General features: G+C 61.3%; 14 protein-coding genes and 1 pseudogene. 9 read left to right on the top strand and 6 right to left on the bottom strand.

What is annotated here, in order from left to right:
* Positions 1-1,457 (bottom strand): annotated as a pseudogene (locus tag PCS43_RS25325) (indolepyruvate ferredoxin oxidoreductase family protein); the annotation flags it as partial.
* A gap of 321 nt (positions 1,458-1,778) precedes the next feature.
* Between PCS43_RS25325 and PCS43_RS25320 the strand changes: the two are divergent.
* A complete protein-coding gene (locus PCS43_RS25320; protein ID WP_209909701.1) occupies positions 1,779-2,534 on the top strand; it encodes a MerR family transcriptional regulator in 756 nt (251 codons plus the stop codon).
* A gap of 6 nt (positions 2,535-2,540) precedes the next feature.
* Here the strand turns inward: PCS43_RS25320 and PCS43_RS25315 are convergent, their stop codons facing one another.
* On the bottom strand, positions 2,541-5,060 hold the full coding sequence (locus PCS43_RS25315) for a helix-turn-helix transcriptional regulator (RefSeq protein WP_209909704.1): 2,520 nt from the start codon (positions 5,058-5,060) through the stop codon (positions 2,541-2,543).
* Between the two features lie 364 nt (positions 5,061-5,424).
* On the opposite strand from PCS43_RS25315, the gene PCS43_RS25310 reads away from it, so the two are divergent.
* Together PCS43_RS25310 and PCS43_RS25305 are read left to right on the top strand one after the other, a co-directional pair.
* On the top strand, positions 5,425-6,426 hold the full coding sequence (locus tag PCS43_RS25310) for a helix-turn-helix domain-containing protein (RefSeq protein WP_245361829.1): 1,002 nt from the start codon (positions 5,425-5,427) through the stop codon (positions 6,424-6,426).
* A gap of 50 nt (positions 6,427-6,476) precedes the next feature.
* Complete coding sequence (locus tag PCS43_RS25305; RefSeq protein ID WP_209909724.1) at positions 6,477-6,962, top strand: hypothetical protein; 486 nt, start codon at positions 6,477-6,479, stop codon at positions 6,960-6,962.
* A gap of 273 nt (positions 6,963-7,235) precedes the next feature.
* Here PCS43_RS25305 and PCS43_RS25300 read toward each other — a convergent pair whose 3' ends face one another.
* Both PCS43_RS25300 and sthA read right to left on the bottom strand, forming a co-directional pair.
* A complete protein-coding gene (locus tag PCS43_RS25300) occupies positions 7,236-8,138 on the bottom strand; it encodes a hypothetical protein (protein ID WP_003940348.1) in 903 nt (300 codons plus the stop codon).
* 151 nt (positions 8,139-8,289) lie between these two features.
* Positions 8,290-9,702, bottom strand: a complete 1,413-nt coding sequence (gene sthA / locus PCS43_RS25295; protein WP_209909727.1) for a Si-specific NAD(P)(+) transhydrogenase — start codon at positions 9,700-9,702, stop codon at positions 8,290-8,292.
* 470 nt (positions 9,703-10,172) lie between these two features.
* Here sthA and PCS43_RS25290 point away from each other — a divergent pair, with 470 nt between their 5' ends.
* The 6 genes from PCS43_RS25290 to PCS43_RS25265 all read left to right on the top strand — a co-directional run bounded on the left by PCS43_RS25290 (position 10,173) and on the right by PCS43_RS25265 (position 16,419).
* Complete coding sequence (locus tag PCS43_RS25290) at positions 10,173-11,669, top strand: condensation domain-containing protein (RefSeq protein WP_050654763.1); 1,497 nt, start codon at positions 10,173-10,175, stop codon at positions 11,667-11,669.
* Positions 11,602-13,068 carry a condensation domain-containing protein gene (locus PCS43_RS25285; RefSeq protein ID WP_050654764.1) on the top strand — a complete coding sequence of 489 codons (1,467 nt, stop codon included), beginning with the start codon at positions 11,602-11,604 and terminating at the stop codon, positions 13,066-13,068. Before PCS43_RS25290 ends, PCS43_RS25285 begins: the two co-directional genes overlap by 68 nt.
* Positions 13,068-14,450 (top strand): condensation domain-containing protein, encoded by a 1,383-nt coding sequence (locus tag PCS43_RS25280; protein ID WP_209909729.1) that lies wholly within the window; start codon positions 13,068-13,070, stop codon positions 14,448-14,450. Before PCS43_RS25285 ends, PCS43_RS25280 begins: the two co-directional genes overlap by 1 nt.
* 78 nt (positions 14,451-14,528) lie before the next feature.
* Positions 14,529-14,990, top strand: coding sequence for a MarR family winged helix-turn-helix transcriptional regulator (locus PCS43_RS25275; protein WP_003940568.1), 462 nt, complete (start codon positions 14,529-14,531; stop codon positions 14,988-14,990).
* The gene (locus PCS43_RS25270) at positions 14,987-15,415 is read left to right on the top strand and encodes an organic hydroperoxide resistance protein (RefSeq protein WP_003939720.1); all 429 of its coding nucleotides are present in this window, start codon (positions 14,987-14,989) and stop codon (positions 15,413-15,415) included. Before PCS43_RS25275 ends, PCS43_RS25270 begins: the two co-directional genes overlap by 4 nt.
* Positions 15,412-16,419, top strand: a complete 1,008-nt coding sequence (locus PCS43_RS25265; protein ID WP_019745038.1) for an NADP-dependent oxidoreductase — start codon at positions 15,412-15,414, stop codon at positions 16,417-16,419. The genes PCS43_RS25270 and PCS43_RS25265 overlap by 4 nt, the downstream gene beginning before the upstream one ends.
* Positions 16,420-16,497: 78 nt before the next feature.
* On the opposite strand, the gene PCS43_RS25260 is transcribed toward PCS43_RS25265, so the two are convergent.
* Positions 16,498-17,373 carry an oxidoreductase gene (locus PCS43_RS25260; protein WP_030535283.1) on the bottom strand — a complete coding sequence of 292 codons (876 nt, stop codon included), beginning with the start codon at positions 17,371-17,373 and terminating at the stop codon, positions 16,498-16,500.
* A gap of 50 nt (positions 17,374-17,423) precedes the next feature.
* A complete protein-coding gene (yidC, locus tag PCS43_RS25255; RefSeq protein ID WP_058037777.1) occupies positions 17,424-18,377 on the bottom strand; it encodes a membrane protein insertase YidC in 954 nt (317 codons plus the stop codon).
* Positions 18,378-18,469 lie beyond the last annotated feature (92 nt).

Raw genomic sequence — 18,469 nt, 5'->3', positions numbered from 1 at the left:
TGCCCGATCCACTGGCTGCCCTCGCCGCCCATTTGCGTCAGGCCGGTGACAGCGCTGTCCTCACGGCCGGACATGGTGACGAGTGTGTGGCAACCGATTCCGCCGCCGCCGATGGAACCCTCGGGAATAGCGGTGGAACGGTTGTGGGGGCACCCGCTGCAGAAGTACGCGGTTCGCTTGGCGGAGAGCACGTTGAGCGACAGCGGGGCCGGTAGGGTGCGCTTGAGTTCGACGTGCGGCTTCAGTACGCGGCGCAACGGGGCGAGCAGCCGGCCTGCGGTCAGTTCACCACTGGCAGGCATGAGCAGACGGCCCTGGCCGTCACGCTTGCCGATGATGCGAGGGGCATCGTCGGTGCCGTACAGGACTTCCCGGATCTGAGCTTCGATGAACGCGGTCTTGTCCTCGACCACGACGATCTGCTCGAGACCTTCGGCGAACTCCTTGATCTTCTCGCCCACGACGGGGTAGCACATTCCGATGCGAAGGAGACGGATCCCGGCGCGGTGCAGCGCGGCATCATCGACACCGAGGTCTGCCAGAGCTTGTCGGACGGAGTCGAAAGTTGTACCGGTGGCGGCGATACCGATCTTCGCACCGGAGGGGTTGACCTCGATCACATCGAGGTTGTTGGCAGTTCCGTACGCGTGCACAAGATCCCATCGCGGGCCGTACAGATCGGCCTCGGCTATGACACTGTCCGGCGGCGCGGCCATCTGACGCTGCTTGTAGACGAAGGGCTTGCCCTCGAACTGCACTTCCGGAACCACGATGTCGAAGTCCGCGATGCTGCCGTCGATCGTCCAGGCACCGTCTGCGACGTCGGCGACGATCTTCAGCGCTACGACGCAACCGGATACACGCGAGAGTGCAACGGCGTGCATACCCATCGTGATGATCTCTTCGGCATTGCGTGGGAAGAGAACCGGCACGCCCATCGCGGCAAGCGAGCGCTCGCTGACGGCCGGAACCGTGGAGGACTTCGACGCGGGGTCGTCGCCCACCAGGAGGACGACGCCGCCCTTGGGGTTCACGCCGTACATGTTGGCGTGGCGAATGGTGTCGGTAGCGCGGTCGACGCCGGGGCCCTTGCCGTACCAGACGCCGGTCACGCCGTCGTGGGTCGCGGTTCCGGCGGGGAGATCCGTCTGGCTTCCCCATACCGCCGTGGCGGCGAGCTCCTCGTTGAAGCCAGGGATGAAGGTGATGTCGTGCTCGGCGAGAACCTTGGGCATGCCGTGAAGCATCTTGTCGACGCCGCCGAGGGGGCTGCCCTGGTAACCGGAGACGAAGGTGGCAATACGCTTACCTGCCCGAATGTCGCGAACGTGCTGCTCGACGAAGCCTCGTGCAATTGCCTGAACACCGGTCAGCAACACCGGTCCCGATCCCGACCGGTACCGATCATCGAGGTCATAGGGCTTGGCCTGGGCTACGCCCGACACCAGTTCAGTCATCGTGGACCACCGTTCCGTCTGCAGTGCATTTCAACTACCGTGCATTTTCAACAACCGCGTAACTCGATCTGTTCAGATGATCGTGGTCGAGGTATGTGAAAGCGTCAACAGAGGCTTGTTCAACTATTCAAATTGACAATTTGTGAGCCAAATCACGTGACCTAGGTCATCGAATCAATCAGTTGGAGACCCGTTCGTGGCGATACGGCGAAACGGACATAAAACGTTCCCGACAATGCACACCGAGAACTTTCTTGACATTGACGCAACGTCAACTTGCATGCTGAATGAGCACAACCGATCCGAGAGTAGGAACTCCACGTGAGCGAATGGTCCATCCAAGAACTCGCCAAATCCGCAGGTACCACCAGCAGAACGCTGCGTCACTACGGCGATTTGGGACTCCTGGAACCGAGTCGCATCGGCGCCAACGGCTACCGCTTCTACGACGAAGACGCCCTGGTGCGACTGCAACGCATCCTTCTACTTCGGGAACTCGGACTCGGATTGCCGGCCATCGCCGAAGTCCTCACCGGCGAACGCGATACGGCCGCCGCACTGCGTACGCACCTCGAACTCCTCGAGCAAGAGCGCACGCGGATCTCGAGACAGATCGAATCGGTCAACAGGACCTTGAACAAGACGAAGAATGGTGAATCACTCATGCCGGAAGATGTTTTCGACGGGTTCGACCACACCCGATACAAGGACGAGGTCATCGAGCGTTGGGGCAAGGACGCCTACACCAGCGGCGACAACTGGTGGCGGTCGATGTCGGAGCAGGACCGTAAAGCTCATCTGCAAGCTCAAGCCGACATCGCAGCGGCATTCGGAAAAGCACTGACAGCGGGGCTGTCCGCGGAAAGCGACGACGTCCAGACGATTACCCGAAGACAGTTCGAGTGGATAAAGATCGGTTGGCAGGGAAGGACTCCCAGCGCCGACGCCTTCACCGGACTCGGCCAGATGTACGTCGACGATCCCCGCTTCACTGCAAACTACGACAGGTACGGAGAAGGCACCGCTTCACTGGTCCGTGACGCGATGAAGGTCTACGCCGAGCGCAATCTGCACTGACGCCGATCAGTCCTGCCCACTGCCGAGGAGGTTGTGTCGGTGCGCTGCCGCGACAGCCTCTTCCCGGGAATGCGCACCGAGTTTGCGATACAAGGCTCGGAGGTGACTCTTCAGCGTGTTGTTGGATACGAACAACCGCCGCGCGATCTCACCGATCGGAATGCCGAGACCCAGTTCCACGAGAACGTCCATCTCCCGTTTCGTCAATTGGACCCGAACGATGGCCGCCGGATATATCTGCGCCGCTTCGGATTCGAGAAAGGTCGCGACGGCACTGCTCGAGCCCTCGGCCCCATCTTCGAGTTGCCTGATCAGATCACGCGGTATCGTCGCCAGGGCCGACAGGACACCGGAGGTTTCGAGCAGTCCGCGAGCTTCCTCCCATGTACTCGCGGCAGCGGGGATCCTGCCCAGTTCACACAGAGCAGCGCATTCGATCAGCAGGGATTCGAGCCGAAACCTCGTGAGATACTGCCCGCTCCAATCGATTTCGCGGCACAATTCCAATGCCTGGGACGGCGACCCGGTCAGGAGATGCGTCCGCGCCACGGAGACCGTGACAACTGCAAACGTATGTGGCGCAGCGACTGATTCTTCCAGCGCCTTGGTACCCTCCCCGGACGCCAACAGAAGATCGATACGTGCCGCGGTGAGAAGCGCGTCACCGAGCGATCGTTCACACGGATTCACGTGCCCGTGCGTTGCCACTGCGCGCTGGAGGGAAATCAGCCCCGAGAACGGGTCCGATTGCAGCAGTGCAAATCTGGTGTAAGTGTAGGCCGCGAACGCCCACAGGTCGCCCGGCGGTGTGACCTCGGCGAGTGCGTCCATCGCGGCAGCGCCGGCGTGCAGGTCCACGCTGTCGCACGCCACCAGTGCCCGCGCGATCGCTCCCCCCATGTGCGAGGGCGGTCCCAACCATCCCGAAACGTCCGGGTGTGTGCATTCCAGGTGCAGCCAGTCCGTCGCGTGCGCGACGTCCCCGATCAGCGCGGAGTTGAGCGCGGCATTGCCTGCGGCGTGACGCAGGACGAACTCCGGACCATGTTGCACCGCACCTTGATAGGCGAGTCGCAATTCCACCGCGGCATCACCGAGGTCACCGGTCAATTGATGCGAGACCCCCCAGATCAACCGCAGGGCGGGCAGTTGAGACCCCAACGCACCCAACGACTCGTCGCCGAGTCCGTATACGACGTGCGCCAATTTGCGCGTGATCTCGGTAGAGCGTTGGTACTTACCGGACGTTCTCAGCACCACCGATTGGACAGTTCCGACGTTCAACAAGCTGTGCGCATGCGGACTACCACCTATCGCACGCAATTCCGCCGGTTCCGTCGGTAATGAATCGCCGTTGATCAACTGCGGCCGCAGACGTGATTCGAGCAGGTCACGACCCACCAGAATCGAAGGGTTCGAACTGAGTACGTCACCGGGTATGGATTGCAACGCAGTCCGGACCAATCCGGTGTGATCGACCAGAAGATCAGCCCAGTGGCGCTCGAGTATGTCGAGCACCCTGGTCCACTTGCGTCCGTCCAAGGCGTAGTGAACGGCACCGGCTATATCCGAAGTCCCGAGAGCGTGATCGACGAGTACCTGGAAGGGATCTTCGAATCCATCCCCTTGTTCGGCCCGTATCTGTATGAATGCCAGTCGAACTGACGGCGCGAAGTACCAGGACGGTTCTCCCTCGAAACCATTCCGGAAGATCAGACCGAAAGACTCGAGCAAGTCCAGTTTGCCCTCCACGTCAAGATCGTCGGACAAGACACGAGCGATCTCTGGTGTCACCGTGCGGGCAGCGGCGATCGTAGTCGCGAAGTCGAACAACTCGAGCGACTTGCCCGACCGAGGAGCGGTCCGACTGACGTACGCGTGGATCGCCTGGTCCACTCGCTGCTGAACGCGTTCGCGTCCACGGCTCGGTTCACTCAGCCCCGCAACCGCACTCAGAGCAACCTTCATCAGCACGGGAACGCCGGCGACGCGTTCACAGATCGAATGGACGATGCCCGAGGGAAGGTGAATCCCTGCCTCCGCGAACAGAACGGTGGACTCGTCGAGCGTGTATCTGAGGTCGTTCGCGCACAGGTACTCGTCCACGCGGACGTCTTCGAGCAAGTCCGTCGCAGACCGATCCTGCAGCGTGACGATTACTTTCAATCCGGGAAGCCGCACGATCAGATCCACGATTCGGCGTCCCACCTCGTCACCCTCAACCAGGTCGATGCGGTTGAACACCAACACGAATGGTGCGGGCGACGAGTCAAGGAGTGATTCGATCGCGCCCACTGGATCCTCGCGCATTCGTGGCGGGGCCTCGAGTGATTCCAGGGAATCCTGAATTACTGCGAGCGCGGTGTTCCAGTACTCGAGGGGGGTCATCCGATGCGATGGCGCCGGCACCCAGACTACCGGTCTGCTCGGCACCTGCCCGAGAGTCGTGAGCCACAACGCGGCGAGTTCCGTCTTGCCGAACCCAAGCGGCGAATCGATGACAGTCAATCCCGCCGAGCGTTCCATCAATCCGAGGAGGCGGGGACGAATCGCCGTGGCTCCACGCCCGGCAAGCCGCCTTTGCAGCGTGCCCCTTCCTCGAGGATTTCGCTTTGCTCGAGATAGCTGCGATCGATTCGAAGTGGACGTCATGATGGCCGACAAACGAGCAGTCGATCCCCGCCGAACTCGAGATTTCGTTCGAGCATCGAACTCCCAACCTGTCCACCCATAACGAACAACATAGACAGCTTCGCCGCGACACGCGAGCACTGGCCGTCTCACAAATACGCCCGATTTGTCTCATTATGTGGGCTCGGTCACTATTGACGTCTATTTGCGGGAGAGTGACTGCGACCTGCGGGATCTGACATATCATGCCCGCGTGTCGATGAATTCCGCCCGCATCCGCGTGTCGACCCGATCGGTCGATCCTGCGGACGCCGACGACTTCTGGCGCAGTGCCACACGTCCGTTCTTCGTCACCGACCGAATTGACCCTGACACATCTCTCGAAGGCTCGATCACAGCGCTTTCCATCGGAACCTCGTTGATCGGTCAAACTACCTTCAACGCACAGAAGTACACCCGAAACAATCGGTTGATCGCCGAGAGCGGACTCGACGATGAATACATGGTCCAGGTCGTCCTCGACGGGCAGTTGAGCGGCAACGCCGACGGAGTCGATTTCGTCGCACGTCCAGGCGATGTCACATTCTTCGACCTCGGGCGTACCTGGACCGCCGACGCGGAGGCGGAATCGACAGGGCGCACCATCACGCTCCTCGCACCGCGTTCCCTCGTCGAGGCCGAGTCGAAAGGTCGTTCTCTACACGGGACGGTACTGCGCGGAGTTCCTGCCGTCGTGCTCGCTCAGTGCATGCAATCGGTCGTACTCGCGCTACCGCATCTCGATCCCGATGCTGCGGCCGGCTACGAGGACGTCGTCGCTTCCCTCCTTCGTGTCAGCTTGGGTATCGCCGAACCTCATCTGTCGCCGCGGCCCGATCACTCTCTCCGCGATCGTGCGCACGCCTACATCGCCGAGCATCTCTCGGAGACCTGGCTCGGCCCGACGAGCATGTGCGCAGCATTGTCCGTCTCCCGGGCACAGCTCTATCGCGCATTCGCATCCGACGGCGGAATAGCTCTTGTCATTCGGCGGAAGCGTCTCGAACTCGTCTACCGCGAATTGACCAGAACCGAGATGCCGAACGAAACGATCGAAGCGTTGGCCCTGCGATGCGGCTTCACCTCGAAATCCCAGTTGGCGCGAGCGTTCAAGGACTTCTACGGGATGACCCCGAGCCAAGCCCGAACCGACGGCAGACGCACGATCGGGGACCCGTCGATCGCACGCCTGCACCGCCGACTCGAGTTCTTCAGCCCCTGAATCCGAGATACTCCACAGCCTCGCGAGCGTGCCTGTGTTCTAGTTGATCCATGAGCTGGGTCGACAAGGAACTGAGTCTGGCTGCACTCACAGGTGCGGTCACAGGTGTCGCCGTGATGATCCCGATAGTCGGCGATGGAGCCTGGTCCTGGGTAGGACTGTTCATACCCGCCTTCATCGGAGCGCTGGCAGGGCTGATTGTCGGCTCGAGCGCTGTTGCAGGTGGGCGCTGCGCCCTGAGAACAAGCCACACATGGCCGGCGCGCACAGTCTGCTGCTGGAAGCATCGGTTCGCTGCGTGCTCTGCCTTGGCGGTGACATTGCTGGTAATCGGAGTGTTCATGTCGGCTGTCGTCGCTACTGGTGACCCGGTGCGAGATGCCGGAGGATTCCCGACCTCCTTGATCGTACTGGCGGTCATCGCCGCAGTTACGTACGTGTTCTCCTACCTGCTCGCCCCCGCCCAGGCCTCCGAAACCCGTAAGAACCTCTGCTTCATCACGATTCGTCCTCCGAACCGCGGTGGAGATCAATAATTCCATGACAGGCAGCGAGCTCAGATCACTTCAGCTGGAAATGAACCGGAGAACAAACTGCTCGATGCCTTCCGATATGACCTTGGTCAGCGCGGTGAAGTCGTTCGACCAGCGTTGAATATCCAAGCTGCTCATCACTTTCCTCCGTTCTTCGTCCCGCTGCCCGTGACCGCACAACGTATGCGGGACGTTGGGGCGCGCTGGAACTATCTGCGAGAACGCGGTTTCCGTTACCAATTGACCGATCGAACAGCACAGCTTTTCGCTACCGCATCAGACGGTCACTTCTTCGACCGGTTTCTCCTCGTGGCTCGCCGCGCCGAAGACGGCCACGGCGACGGCGCCCGCGATTGCCCCGACGAAGCCGACCACGGCAAGCCATTCCAGGCCCGGTCTCGACGCGTCGCCGAGCACCACGACGCCAACGATTCCCGGAACCACCGTCTCGCCGACAACCAGAGCCGCTGTCGCTCCGTTGACGGATCCCAGTTGCAGCGCCACCGTGTGCAGATAGAAACCGCCCAGGCCCGAAACGAGGATCGCCCAGCCGGCCGGATCGCGGAGCATCGTACCGATTTCGAACGGATCGATTCCGTAGACCACGCGTACGGCAATGGCCAGACAGCCGAACAGCACACCCGAGATCAACCCGGCGACAACTGCTGCGCGTGAGCCCAACCATCGGATCAAACCGATGCCGATCAGCAAGATCAACGCCGAGCCCACGAGGACACCCCAATGGACGACGTCGTTGGAACTCCCACCGCCCGCGTGACCTGACGACAATCCGAGCAGCAGGAGCGATCCGATCACCGCAGCGATCGCGAACCAGTCGCGACGATGCAACTGGATGCCGAGGACCACGGTCCCCAGCACTGCCGTGATGACGAGATTGGCACTGACCACTGTCTGCGACAAGAACAGTGGAATGAGCCGCGCGGAGATGGCACTTCCGGCGAATCCGACCGCATCGAGCACGGTGCCCAGGATGAACGACGCCGTCAGCGCGGCCGCGAACGTCGAACGCAAGGTCGGGCCACCCGACGCCGTCACGTGTCCGGCCTCGCCACGCTGCTCGGCGGCAGCTGCCGACTTGCGCGCGCCGTAGGCTTGCAGCACGGATGCAACGCCGTACCCGACGCAAGCCACGATCGCGGCAATCAGTCCGATCAGCATCGAAATTCCACACGAAGTTCCTGGGCAATGGTCATGGAGATAGACCCTGCCCTATTTCCCCAGGCCTGACATCACCCTCAGGTATTCGAACAAGTGCTACCCGAGAAGTACACCGACCGCCCCTGACCGGTACCTGGGGACACCCCGACCCCTAGTGGAATTGCTTGAGAGCCCTGATCTTGTTCATGACGTCGAGCGCCGCCACCTTGTACGCCTCGGACAGTGTCGGATAGTTGAAGACGGCGTCGACAAGGTATTCGACGGTCCCGCCGCACCCCATCACCGCTTGGCCGATATGCACGAGATCCGTTGCACCCGAGCCGAAGATATGAACACCGAGCAGTTTCAGGTCATCCGTCGACACCAAGATCTTGAGCATCCCGTAGGTGTCGCCTGCGATCTGCCCGCGTGCGAGTTCGCGGTATCGGGAAACCCCGACCTCGTACGGCACCGATTCCTTGGTCAAATCGACCTCGGTGGCGCCCACGTACGACACCTCGGGAATCGAGTAGATGCCGATCGGCTGCAGATCCATCAGCTTCGCGCCTGGTTCGTCGAAGGCATGATAGGCCGCGAGTCGACCTTGATCCATCGACGTCGCCGCCAACGCCGGGAATCCGATGACGTCACCGACGGCGTAGATGTGTTCGACCTTGGTGCGGAAATTGTCGTCGACGTAGAGACGGCCACGTTCGTCGGCTTCGAGCCCGGCGTTCTCCAGCGCGAGTGGCGCCGTGAGGCCTTGCCGTCCAGCCGAGTACATCACGGTCTCGGCTGGAATCTGCTTGCCGCTGCGCAGCGTCGTAAGCGTTCCGTTCGCTCCGACGTCGACGGCCGTCACTTCTTCACCGAATCGGAAAGTGACCGCCAGATCGCGTAGATGGAATCGAAGCGATTCGATGACCTCGGGGTCGCAGAAGTCCAGCATCGACGTCCTCTTCTCGACGACGGTGACCTTGGTGCCGAGTGCCGCGAACATCGATGCGTACTCGATACCGATCACTCCCGCGCCCACGACGACCATGGTGGTCGGGATGGAGGTCAGATCGAGGATTCCGTCGGAGTCGAGCACCCGGTGACTGTCGAAGGACACCCCCGCCGGGCGAGCAGGCAACGTTCCGGTCGCGATCACGACGAACCTCGCCGTGATCGTCATCTTGTCTCCGCGCGAGGCGTCCTCGACGAGGATGGTGTGCTCGTCGACGAACGAGCCGACCCCTACCAACAATTCGACGCGGTTGCGCAGGAGCTGAGATCGAACGACTTCGATTTCTTTGGTGATGACATGCTGGGTTCGCGCCAGCAGGTCGGCCGGAGTGATGTTCTCCTTGACGCGGTAACTCGCGCCGTACAGTTCGCGTTGGTTCATCCCGGTGAGGTAGAGAACCGCCTCACGCAACGTCTTCGACGGAATGGTGCCGGTGTTGACGCACACTCCCCCGAGCATGTTGCCCTTCTCGACCATCGCTACCCGTTTACCCAGCTTGGCCGCCGCGATGGCAGCCTTCTGCCCACCCGGGCCGGAGCCGATCACAACCAGGTCGTATTCCATCGGATCAGTCATCGCTTACAAATACCGTCTGCATACGACCGGCAGATGCCGAGCATGTCAATACTCGGTGAACAATCCGCGCGCCGAAACGACACGACGGCAGTACACGAACCCTGTTGCAATTAAAAGAGATACAGCCGAATCCATACGAAACTTGCTACACATAAACATATTCCGACGTTCGCATGCGCACATGCTTCGTCGCCGACGGAATTCACAACGGTCTGTTGAAATTTGTTTCACCACAGAGTGATTGATCGATCAACTGACAGGTGACCAGAGCCGTAAACCGGATGTCCAGTATTCGAATTGTCCGAAATAACGAGCGGAATGTTCCTCGTCACATCCCGCACCGAAGCAGTTGCGCGGAGCCTCGGGCCGCGTTCTACTTGCCTTGACTAATCATCTGTCACTCTCGGTTACAAACATCCGCCCCGTTCACGATCCCCACCTTTCGCCATCTCGAGAGATCAGGTTTCCCAATGGAATTCACGGAACTTGCCGACTATCCCCTACCTCCAGGGACCGTCACCGAGTGGACTCCCGCCGCGGTGAATCCGCCCGAACTGTGGCCTGTCGACCAGCGTCCCGCCAGCTACATACACGAGGCACACTTGAAACATGCCCAGCAGGCGAAACGGCAGGTGCACCATCAGACCGACGTGTGCACTCCGTCGTGGCTGGGTACCTCGTTTCGCATCCACGACCGACTCGACCGAAGGATCTGGGCGGCCGCTCTCGATCACTGGATCGATCGCCACGAAGTGCTCCGAACACACGTCGCCGTGGAGGGCGAAACGATAGTCCGACGCACCGCGGCGTCTGGAGACGTCCGGATTCTGGGCACCGAGGTCGGACACCTTGCGTCCTCGATGTCTGTCTTCACGCATCTGCAGCAACTGCTCGACCGATCGACCGATCCACTTGTCTGGCCTGCGTATCAGTTCGCGACGATCGAAGGCCCCAACCACTTCACCGTGGTTTTTGCCGCTGATCATGCTCTGCTGGACGGATATTCGGTGGCGTTGACCGCGCACGAACTGCAGACGATCTACCGATCGTTGAGCGAGGGAAGCCCTCCCTCGCCGCCGGAGACCGGAAGCTACATCGACTTCGGCACCAAGGAACGAGATCTCGTGGGACACGCGGACCGCTCTCACCCGGCAGTGCAGACGTGGCGCGAGTTCTACGCGCAGGGCGAGGCTCCGTACTTTCCAGCGCTACCCGAACCGGTCACCGGACGCCGAGTCCCTCAGCAGAGCCTGTCCGCCTGGCTTCTGAGCGCCCGGGGAGCCGAACGCCTGGCAGAAGCGAGCAAGCGCAGCAACCAAGGATTCCTGGCCGCGATACTCGCGTGCGCGGCCAAGGTGACCGGCGATCTCACCGGTGCAGACGAATTCCGCGTCGTCGTGCCGCAACACACCCGTTCGGAGCTTCGATGGGCCGCGTCGCTGGGATGGTTCATCGGTGTTGTGCCGGTGAGGATTCCGATTGCCCCCGCCGCAACCCTGAGCGATCTGGCCAAGGTTGCCGGCACGGAGATACGGCGCGTCCGCCCCGCCGCGGCACTGCCGTATTCGAAAGTGTGCGAGCTGATCGACTCCCCGCAGCACCTGCCGTTCGTGCTCTCGTACATGGACGTTCGTCACGTTCCTGGTGCCGAGCAATGGACGAGCTGGCAGACCAGGGGCCTTCGTAGTCGAGATCATTCGGGAACCGACGTCTACATCTGGCTCACGCGGACTCCCGAAGGGCTCAATCTGGCCATACGCCACCCGGGCAACGCGCGCACGAGCCGCCACATCCATCAGTTCGCGGGACTCCTACGCCGCGAAATGGAGGACTTTGCCTTCTCGACCGACACTTTCGCACCTCCGACCAAAACCGCTGCACCGATCGAGGAGAACTCTCATGGAAATGACACCCATCGATCTCTGGGCACCGAAAGCCGGGACGCTCACCGAGTTCAGGCCTACTGAACAATCCCTGGCGGCGGCATCCGGGGCACCGCGGAGCGACCAACCGCTCTCGTTCCTACAGGAAGGACACATTCGTACCGCCGATCACAAGCGCGCACAAGGCGTCGACTGGTCACCGTGGATCGGATTCACGTTCACTCTGCCCGGTGATCTCGATCGGGAGGCACTGCGTCGGGCGGTCCAGGCGTTTGTCCTGCGGCACAACACACTGCACAGTTGGTTCGAGGTGAGATCATCCGAAGATCCCGACGGTAGCGGGGTCATCGACCGTCACGTGGTGGATGCGTCGACGATCGAACTCACGCCGCACAGCATCGGTTCTCTGAACACGACAGATGCGGTTCGCGAGCATGTGAGCCGAAGTTTCGCCGGCGATACCAGCCCATTGCAATGGCCCTCGTTCATCAGTGGCGTCGTCGAGCACGGCGCCGGCTTCACCGTCTACTACGGCGTCGATCACTCGCACACCGACGGCCTGTCGTTGATGCTGGGCGTCGAAGAACTTCGTGCGCTGTACATCGCCGAAAGCGCCGGCATCGACGCTCAACTTCCCTCTCCCGGCAGCTACGTCGAGTACAGCGGCGAGGAACGGACATCCGCGGGGAACCTCGACCTGGCCGCAGCGCCTGTGCAGCAGTGGATTTCGATTCTCGCCGCCAACGCCGGCCAACTCCCGACGTTCCCCCTCGACCTCGGTGTCGCGCGGGGCGAACAGACCCGGTCGACCCGCACACATATCGACGTTCTCGACAGCGACGAGTCAGCCGCGTTCGCAGCGCTGTGCAAGTCCAATGGCGTCGGCTTCTCCACGGGGATCTTCGCAGCCCTCGCCCTCACCGAGATCGAAGTTGCGGATCGAGCGAACTACTTCGCGCTCAACGCAGTCGGCACTCGCTCCGATCCGAGATACCTCTATTCCCAAGGCTGGTTCATCAATCTCGTCCCGGTCTCGTTCACGCTGAGCGGTGTCACGAACTTTACCGATGCACTCCCCCTTGCCCACGCTGCTCGCGCTGCGGTGAAGGGACTCGCGGACGTGTCCATTCACTCGGTGATCGCCCAGGTGTCGAAGTTGACCGGATCCGACATCGGTGGAACCTCGGTCCCGCCGATGGTGTCGTACATCGACATGCGCCTGATTCCAGGTGCCGAGCACCATGACGAACTCGAGGCGCGGGCACTGGGTGGGCCAGGAACGACGGGTGATCTGTCGATGTGGATCAACCGGAAGGAAGACCGTACGTACGTGATGGTCAGTTTTCCGGACACCGAGCAGGCGCACACATCGGTGAATCGGTACCTACGACACCTTCGCAACGTCCTGAGAACGGTCGCTGATACCGGCGACTACCGTGTCGTGCGTCAGGCGGATGCACGTCAGGAAGTGGAGACCGCCTGATGCACATCACGTTTCTCGACAGGTTCGAGGCACGGCCGGGCCGCATTCTGCAGTGGACGCCGAGTGAAATCTCCACCGGAACGACGTATCCGGTTCCTCCGACCTCCAATCAGCAGCTGCATCTTGCCGGCAGCCGCGGCGATACGACTTGGCTCGCTGCCACTTTCGACGTTCCCGGCCCCATCGACACGGACGCACTCAAGGCCAGCTTCGAGGAATGGACGTCCCGTCACGACGCCCTGTCGTGCTCGTTCTCCCAGGCCGAAGAATCGGGTGAATCCTCGGCACTGTTCGTCGACGTCGCCGACGTCGCCGATCTGCGCCTGCGTGAGGAAACAGTGGCTGACGCGCGAACACCGGAGCAGGTGCGAGAACTCTTGGGCGAGCGCTTGGATCGATGGTGCAATCCTTTCGCGTTTCCCGCGTACTTTCTCGGTGCCATCACCCGCGAGGACCAGTCGACAGTGGTCTGCGGGTTCGACCATGCCATCTGCGACGGCTGGTCCATGAGCATCGCAATTACCGAGATCAGCACTCTGTATCGCGAATACACGCGGGCGGACCGTGATCCGATCGCGTCTGATCTCCTTCCGGAGCCCGGGAGTTTCCTCAACTACTGCTTCCGGGAATCGGCAACCGCGGATCCAGAGCCCGGCGACCACCGGATTGCGGGTTGGCGGTCCTTCCTCCGAGCATGCGGGGGTGACACTCCCCATTTTCCCGTAGATCTGGGACTGCCCGCCGGGGCGATGTCGCCCCAGGGCACAGACACCCGAATGCTCCTCGACGCCGACGAAGCAGAGTTGTTCGACCAGAACTGCGCCGATCATCGGCACTCGTCGTTCGGTGCAATTCTTGCGTCGATCGGTTTGGCCACAACACAATTGACCGACAAGAGGGACACGCACCTACTGTTCCCTGTTCACACGCGTCGGGAACCGCGACACAACCACACCTTCGGATGGCTGGTAGCCAATGCGCCCATCACCGTGACGAGCATGGACAATCTTCACAGCACTGCCCGGGCAGTCAATCTCGCTTTCCACGAGTCACTTTCACTGTCGTCCGTCTCGTCGAGGCAGGTGTTGCGGAGCTTGGGGCCCGAGGTTTCGCCCACTCGCAGAGACATCTTCTCGGTGTCCTACGCCGACTACCGAACCATGCCCGGTGGATCTCGCCCCCGTAAATCAAAGTCCAGCGAATCACAGCCTGCGCCGATCAATCCGCAGCAACTCAGTCGCGTCTCGAACGCCGACGACGTTCAGTTCTGGTTCTCACGAACTCACGACGGATTGGCAGTGCGGACCAGGTTTCCTGCGCCCGCTGCCCGGACAGTGCACACCTTCCTCTCGCATGTCTCCGAGATCCTGTCGACGCCGTAGACGAACGGCCGCCTATCCGTAGATCTATTTGACACTTCTTTGTTGTGCACAACTTAACTGTGCGCTACAGTTGTTCTCGTGACCAACCCACTCGCCCTCGAACGCCAGGTCTGCTTCGCCCTCTATTCGGCGTCGCGGGCCACGACGGCCGCGTACCGGGCGATGCTCGACGACCTGGGAATCACGTATCCTCAGTACCTCGTCCTGTTGACACTCTGGGAACGAGACGGCCGGGGCGTGCGTGAGATCTGTGAGGCACTCGATCTCGATACCGGAACTCTGTCGCCGCTGCTCAAGAGGCTGGAGGGTCTGGGATTCATCGAGCGCCGACGCCTCACCACGGACGAGCGTCGCGTCGAGATTCACCTGACCGAGGCGGGTTCCACCTTGCGTAGCAAGGCCGAGGACATCCCGGCCAAGCTCGCAGGCGCCACTGGTCTGAGTAACGACGAACTCACCGAACTCCGAGACGTTCTCACTCGTCTCGGTGAGTCACTTCAAGCATCCAACGCCCACTCCGACGGAAAGAAGAAGTCATGAACATCGTCTACACCGCAGAAGCACTTGCCACCGGCGAAGGCCGCAACGGTCACGCTCGCACCTCGGACGGACGCCTCGATCTCGGCCTCGCCATTCCCAAGGAAATGGGTGGCAGCGGCGAAGGCACCAACCCCGAGCAGCTCTTTGCCGCCGGATACGCAGCATGCTTCCACTCCGCTCTGCAGATGGTCGCCCGTGCCGAGAAGGCCAACGTGGCTGATTCCGCAGTCGGCGCGCGGGTCGGCATCGGCCCCAACGGTGCAGGAGGCTTCGGACTCGCTGTGACGCTGGAGGTTTCACTCCCCCATCTACCCCATGATCAGGCCGTCGAGCTGACGGAGAAGGCACACCAGGTGTGCCCGTACTCCAATGCAACTCGCGGCAACATCGAGGTCACCCTCGAAGTAAGTAAGGACGACGAATGAGCACTACCACTGTCAGCCGGGAAATCCGTCTCGCTTCACGCCCGAACGGTTGGCCCACGTCGGAGAACTTCGCCACCGCCGAAGTAGAACTCCCCGAACTCGAAGACGGCCAGATCCTGGTCCGCAACATCGCCATCTCCGTCGACCCGTACATGCGCGGCCGAATGAACGACGTGAAGTCCTACCTTCCGCCGTTCCAGGTCGGTGCGCCGCTCGACGGTGGTGCCGTCGGCGAGGTCGTCGAATCCAAGTCGGCTGATCGCGCCGTGGGCGACGTTGTCGTCCACGGCCTCGGATGGCGTGAATACGCCATCCTCGACGGATCCGCAGTGACTCCGGCCGACACGTCCATCGCGCCGGCGACGGCCTACCTGGGTGCCCTCGGCATGACTGGCCTCACCGCGTATGCCGGCCTCACCGCGGTTGCGGAGTTCAAGGAAGGCGATACCGTATTCGTCTCCGGCGCAGCAGGTGCCGTCGGATCGCTCGTCGGTCAGATCGCCAAGTTGCTCGGAGCGAAGCGAGTAATCGGTAGCGCCGGTTCACCGGCGAAGGTTGCCCGACTTCTCGAACTCGGATTCGATGCGGCATTCGACTACCACGACGGCCCGATCACCGAACTACTCGCCGCTGCCGCCCCTGACGGCATCGACGTGTACTTCGACAACGTCGGTGGCGAGCATCTCGAAGCCGCAATCGATGCCATGAACCAGGGTGGCCGGATTGCCCTGTGCGGAGCCATCGCTCAGTACAACACCACCGAGAAGCCCACCGCTCCCCACAACCTGGCACTGGTGATCGGCAAGCAGCTCACACTGCGCGGATTCCTCGTGGGCGGCTACCGTCACCTCGGTGGCGAATTCCGCACCCACATGGCAGGGTGGCTCGCCGACAACAAGATTCAGTGGGACGAGACCATCGTCGAAGGCCTGGAGAATGCACCGCAAGCGTTCATCGACCTGATGCGCGGCGCGAACACCGGCAAGATGGTTGTCACGCTGTAACCCGAACAACATCTAGCTCGAACGGATATGAAAGTGGCCGCGAACTTCTCGAAGTTCGCGGCCACCTTCATATCTGAATCAAATCCCGAACGAGACTCCGGTCAACTTCTCCGACAGTGTCCACAAACCCGAGGCTGTCTTCGTATCGTGTGACTTCTTGTTCGACCCCACGACCTTCGGATACCCTCGCTGCTCGAACGGACCGTCCGGTCCGATGTAACTGCCGCCGAAGGCATCCGGCGCGGTTGCCGCCCACAGTTCGGGAAGGGCGCCCATCTCCGCGGACTGCGCGAAGATCGAATTGCCGATTCCCATCAGCTTGTCCTGGATCGACTCGGTGTGCCCCTGCAGGTTCGTCGACGCGTATCCCGGATGCGAAGCGAGCGCTTTGAGCGAAGATCCCGACGCCGCGAACCTGCGTTGAAGTTCGTACGTGAACAACAGATTGGCAAGCTTGGACTGCCCGTAGGCCAACCATCGGTTGTACTTCCGACGCTCGAAATTGAGATCGTCCAGATCGACAGTTCCGAGCTGATGCAGGGCACTGGACATCGTCACGACACGATCGGTGAGCTTGTCCTTCAGCAATCCGGTCAATGCGAAGTGTCCGAGATGGTTTGTGCCGATCTGCATTTCGAATCCGTCGACCGTCCGGCGGAACGGAACCGCCATCACGCCGGCGTTGTTCACCAGGACGTCGACCTTCTCCGTTGCGTCGGCGAAGGCTCGTACCGACGACAGATCCGAGAGGTCCAATTTGCGGACAACCGCGTTGGGCCCGATCTCGGCGGCTACGGCGTCGGCCTTCGTGGTGTCACGACAGGCGAGGACGACGTCGGCCCCGGCTTTGCCCAGCGCTCGTGCGACTACCTCACCCAGTCCGCTGTTCGCCCCCGTGACGACAAATGTGCGGCCGGTCTGATCGACTACGTCTTCTGCGGTCCATTTGGTCATGCTTTCCAGCGTACGTGCCTTACTCGCCGGTAGGGAGGGGTCGCTTTCCGTCATCGCCTGCGCTTGGCGCGGATGGGCTTGGCGCCCGGCAGCGGCGGTGCAGCCACTCTGGGCGACGGGGGCGCGGCCATTCCGGGAGTCGGCGACGATTCGGCTTCCTTCTGCTCCGCAGCGATGCGTCCGTACACAAAATGCTGTTGTCCCAGCGTCCAGCAGTTGTTACTCACGAAATACAGCAGGATCGCCACGGGCGCGAACGCACCGAAAGCGATCACCCCCACCGGAAACACCCACAATGCGAGCTTGTTCATGATCGCTGTTTGAGGGTTGACGGTTCCGGTGTCCACTTGGCGCGCGATGGATGCCCGCGATGTGAAATGTGTAGCGACGGCGGCAAATATCATCAGCGGTACCGCTACCAGAATGATGGAGATACGGCTGACGTCGCCGAATGCTTCCAGTTGTGCTGCCGGGCTCGAAATCATGGCGGACAACGGTGCGCCGAACAGTTTGGCGTCGAGAAAAGACTGCACGTCCGAGGCACTGAAGAAGTAGTTGGCCGTGTTCGCGTTGTCCGCCACCGACATCGGTTCGGTCGGGCTCAGAAACGGGACGTGCGATGCCGCTCCGGTCCGATTGAACGATCGCAGGACGTGATAAAGACCAATGAACACCGGTGCCTGAACCAGCATCGGCAGACAGCCGAGCAACGGACTGTAATTATGTTCTTTCTGCAGCTTGGCCATCTCTACAGTGAGTTTCTGCCGGTCACCCGAATACTTCTTCTGCAACGCCTTGATCTGAGGTTGCAGCTTCTGCATCACCAGTTGAGTGCGGACCTGCTTGACGAAGGGTTTGAACAGCAGGGCTTTGAGCGTGAAGACGAGAAATACGACCGACAACGCCCACACGACGCCGTTGTCGGGTGATCCGGAGACCAGTGAGAAGACCTTGTGCCAGAACCAGAGGATTCCGGACACGGGGTAGTAGACAAAATCGAGCATGACGAATGAACCTCACCGAAATGCACGCTCAGAGAGATGAGAGCGCGGGAATGGTCGTGGACGCAAGACGTCTGACCGACCTACGACGAGTT

This window comes from Rhodococcus sp. C-2, assembly GCF_027854095.1.
Lineage (GTDB): Bacteria > Actinomycetota > Actinomycetes > Mycobacteriales > Mycobacteriaceae > Rhodococcus_F > Rhodococcus_F qingshengii.
Note: the sequence above shows the minus strand (reverse complement) of the source record. Positions and strands in the feature narration are given on the sequence as shown.